This is a genomic window from Streptomyces sp. NPDC054840, from assembly GCF_053611065.1.
Genome location: NZ_JBSGZP010000652.1, coordinates 1 through 4,118, shown reverse-complemented (window position 1 = coordinate 4,118; position 4,118 = coordinate 1). Strand labels below are relative to the sequence as shown.

The 4,118-nt window shown below is 72.3% G+C and carries 3 protein-coding genes; all 3 read left to right on the top strand.

What is annotated here, in order from left to right:
- Positions 1-299 precede the first annotated feature (299 nt).
- The 3 genes from ACWGIU_RS31610 to ACWGIU_RS31600 all read left to right on the top strand — a co-directional run bounded on the left by ACWGIU_RS31610 (position 300) and on the right by ACWGIU_RS31600 (position 4,042).
- A complete protein-coding gene (locus tag ACWGIU_RS31610) occupies positions 300-1,061 on the top strand; it encodes a DeoR/GlpR family DNA-binding transcription regulator (RefSeq protein WP_453711546.1) in 762 nt (253 codons plus the stop codon).
- Entirely contained in the window at positions 1,058-1,996 is a 939-nt protein-coding gene (gene pfkB, locus ACWGIU_RS31605; RefSeq protein ID WP_453711545.1) for a 1-phosphofructokinase, read from the top strand. The genes ACWGIU_RS31610 and pfkB overlap by 4 nt, the downstream gene beginning before the upstream one ends.
- Positions 1,997-2,086: 90 nt before the next feature.
- On the top strand, positions 2,087-4,042 hold the full coding sequence (locus ACWGIU_RS31600) for a PTS fructose transporter subunit IIABC (protein WP_453711544.1): 1,956 nt from the start codon (positions 2,087-2,089) through the stop codon (positions 4,040-4,042).
- Positions 4,043-4,118: the final 76 nt, after the last annotated feature.

Here is a 4,118-nt window from a genome sequence, read left to right as displayed (position 1 = left end):
CGCTGAGGGTGAGACGCGGGCTGCCGCCAGTCGGCCCGCGCGAGGGGTGAGGCGCGGGTGCCGCCGTTGGCCCGTGGTCGCGGCCGGGGGCAGGGCGCGAGGACCGGACCAATGTGGTTTCACGCCTGTTAGCGTGTTGTTTTGGTTGGTTCTACGCCCAGCAAGTCGCGCCTGTCAACACATTCGGGTATTCGGTTGCGCATGGGAACGAACTTTCCCCAGGCTCTTGTTTTCCGCGTCAGGCGGCGTATGGTCCTCTTAACCAGGCGTAAACAAACATGAAACGGACCTGATCCAACATGTACGCACCCGAGCGCCAGCAGGAGATCCTGAGCCTCGCCCAGCAGCACGGGCGGGTGGACGTGCCGACGCTGGCCGAGCAGTTCGGCGTTACCCAGGAGACCATCCGGCGCGACCTGAGCGTGCTCGACAAGGCCGGGCTGCTGCACCGGGTGCACGGCGGCGCGCTGCCCGCCGGCGCGCTCCACCTGGAGCCGGGCCTGGCGGAGCGAGACTCCACCGCCGCGCCGCAAAAGGAGCGGATCGCCAAGGCCGCCCTGGACCTGCTGCCCGCCGAGGGCAGCGTGCTGCTCGACGCGGGCACCACCGTCTCCCGCCTGGCCGCCCTGCTGCCCGTCGACAGCACCCTGACCGTCGTCACCAACGCCCTCCCGGTGGCCGCCCGGCTGGCCGACCACCCGGGCCTGACCCTGCACCTGGTCGGCGGCCGGCTACGCCACCGCACCCAGGCCGCCGTCGACGCCTGGGCGCTGCGCGACCTCACCGACGTCCACGCCGACGTTGCGGTGGTGGCCACCAACGGCTTCACGGTCGACGGCGGCCTGTCCACCCCCGACCTCGCCGAGGCGGCGGTCAAGCGCGCCATGCTGGCCGGCGCCCGCCGGGTGGTGCTGGTGGCCGACTCCAGCAAGTACGGCGCCCGGCACTTCGCCCGGTTCGGCTCGCTGAACCAAGTCGACGTTCTGGTCACGGACACCGGACTGACCGACGAGCAGACCGCCGAGATCGAGAACCACGGACCGGAAGTCATCCGCGCATGATCGTCACCATCACCCCGAACCCCAGCCTGGACCGCACCTACGAGCTGCCCGGCCTGGCCCTGGGCGGGGTCAACCGCGCCACCCGGGACCGGCTCGACCCCGGCGGCAAGGGCGTCAACGTCTCCCGCGCCCTCACCGCGGCCGGCCACCGGACCACCGCGGTACTCCCGCTCGGCGGGCTGTCCGGGCAGCTGCTGGCCGATCTCCTGCACCTTCAGGACATCGACGTGGCGGCCGTCCCGATCGTCGGCGACACCCGGATCAATGTCTCCATGGCCGAGGCCGACGGCCGGCTCACCAAGGTCAACGCGCAGGGCCCCGAGCTCAGTGCGGCGGAGTCCGCGGCGCTGCTGGCGGCGGTGCGCGTGCACCTGACCGACCACGCCTGGCTCGCCTGCTGCGGCAGCCTGCCGCGAGGACTCGCCCCGCGCTGGTACGCCGAACTGGTCGCCCAGGTGCACTCGGCCGGTGCCCGGATCGCCCTGGACACCTCGGGCCCCGCCCTGCTCGCGGCGCTGGACGCCCGCCCGGACGTGGTCAAGCCCAACCGCGAGGAGCTCGCCGAGGCCGTCGGGCGCCCGATCACCACCGTCGGCGACGCCGTCGACGCGGCCGGCGAACTGCGCAAGCGCGGCGCCCAGCAGGTATTGGCCAGCCTCGGCCGCGACGGCATGCTGCTGCTCGCCGAGGAGGGCACTTGGTTCGGCACCGCTCCGGTGGCCGCCGTACGCAGCGACGTAGGAGCCGGCGACGCCTCGCTGGCCGGGTTCCTGGGCGCGGGCGGCACCGGACCCCAAGCACTCGCGGCGGCCCTGGCGCACGGCGCCGCCGCCGTTCAACTGCCGGGCAGCGTGATGCCGAGCCCGGCAGACCTGGACCTGGCCGCGGTGGCCGTGACGGCGGACATCCCGCTCGAGCGGCAGCTGCGCGGCTGAGAGGAAAGGCCCGACCGTGTGGGACGGAAGGGCAAACACATCCCGGGGGCGACGCAATCCATCAGGCACCACAGTTGAAGGACCAAGACGATGAGCGAAACCGGCCCACTGATCACACCCGCACTCGTTGATCTCTACCTCGCCCCCGAGGGGAAGAGCGACGCCCTACGCGCACTCGCCCAGCGGCTGGTCGCCGAGGGCCGGGTCACCGACCTGGACGGCTTCCTTGCCGACATCGCCGCCCGCGAGGCCCAGGCGCCCACCGGCCTCGGCGACGGGATCGGCATCCCGCACTGCCGCTCGGCCCACGTCACCCGGCCCAGCCTGGCTTTCGGCCGCAGCGCCAAGGGAGTGGACTTCGACGCCCCGGACGGGCAGCCGGCCGATCTGGTCTTCATGATCGCGGCCCCCGAGGGCGCCGATGACACGCACCTGCAGATCCTCGCCACGCTCGCCCGTCGGCTGATGGACTACCAGTTCGTCGGCACACTGCGGACTGCGGAGAGTCCGGCCGCGGTGGCGGCGCTGGTCAACGGCGAGGAGGCTGTCGCTCCCCCTGGACCGGTCGCAGCCGATGCGGGCCTGCGTCTGGTCGCCGTCACCTCCTGCCCGACCGGCATCGCGCACACCTACATGGCCGCGAAGGCGCTGGAGCTGGCGGCCGCCCGGGCGGGTGCGGTTCTGCACGTGGAAACCCAGGGCTCGGCCGGCTCCACCCCGCTCGACCCGGCGGTGATCGCGGCCGCGGACGCAGTGATCTTCGCCCACGACGTGGAGGTCCGCGACCGGGCCCGCTTCGCGGGGAAGCCGACGGTGGATGTGGGCGTCAAGGCCGGAGTCAACCGGGCGGACGCATTGATAGCCGAGGCCGCGCAGTTGGCCTCTCGCTCGGTCGGGGCCCCCCTTGCTGTGGTGGCGACTGCCGCCAAGTCCTCCGAGCACTGGGCCCAGCGCCTGCGCAAGTACCTGATGACCGGCGTCAGTTACATGATTCCGTTCGTCGCAGCCGGCGGTCTCCTGATCGCGCTGGGATTCGCGATCGGCGGATACCAGATCGCCTCCGCGCCATCCGTGCTCGGCCACTTCGACTGGACCTCGTCGCACAGTTGGGCCGCGCTGCTCTTCCAGACCGGTAAGACCTCGTTCGGCTTCCTGGTCCCGATCCTCTCGGGCTACATCGCCTGGGCGATCGCGGACCGGGCGGCGCTGGCCGCCGGCATTGTGGGCGGCGCCGTCTCGGTGGCGGTCGGCGCCGGGTTCCTCGGCGGCCTCGTCTCCGGGCTGGCGGCCGGTCTGCTGGTGCTGTGGATGGTGCGCTGGAGAGTACCGCGGGCGATCTCCGGGATCATGCCCGTGGTGGTGATCCCGCTGCTGTCGGTCGCGGCCGTCGGACTCCTGATGTTCGTGGTCGTCGGCTCGCCGATCGCGTCCGCGATGAGCGGCCTGACCAACTGGCTGAACGGCCTCACCGGCACCAACGCGATCCTGCTCGGCGTGTTGCTCGGCGCGATGATGGCCTTCGACATGGGCGGCCCGCTCAACAAGGTCGCCTACACATTCGCCGCCGGCGTCCTGACGACGGCCGGCGCCACCCCGGACGCCGGCAGCCTCAAGGTGATGGCCGCCGTGATGGCCGCGGGTATGACCCCGCCGCTGGGCCTGGCGCTGGCCACGGTCGTCCGGCGCAAGCTGTTCACCCCCGAAGAGCACGAAAACGGCAAGGCCGCTTGGGTGCTGGGCGCCTCCTTCATCACCGAAGGCGCGATCCCGTTCGCGGCGGCCGACCCGTTGCGGGTGATCCCGGCCGGGATTGCGGGCAGCATGACCGCCGGCGGCCTCACCATGGCTTTCGGCTCCACGCTGCGCGCCCCGCACGGCGGAATCTGGGTCCTGCCGCTGATCGGCAGCCCGTTCCTCTACGTGCTCGCGATCCTCGCGGGCACGGCGGTGACGGCGGCAACGGTGATCCTCCTCAAGGGCCTGGGCAAGCCCGCCGCGACGGCGGACGCCCCGGTGAGCCCTGATCGGGAGCCGGTAGCGGCCTGACGGCACAGTACGCGGTGGCCCGGCGCGGCTCACTGCGCGCCGGGCCCCGCCTCCGAGCCCGCCGGGCCGCCACGTG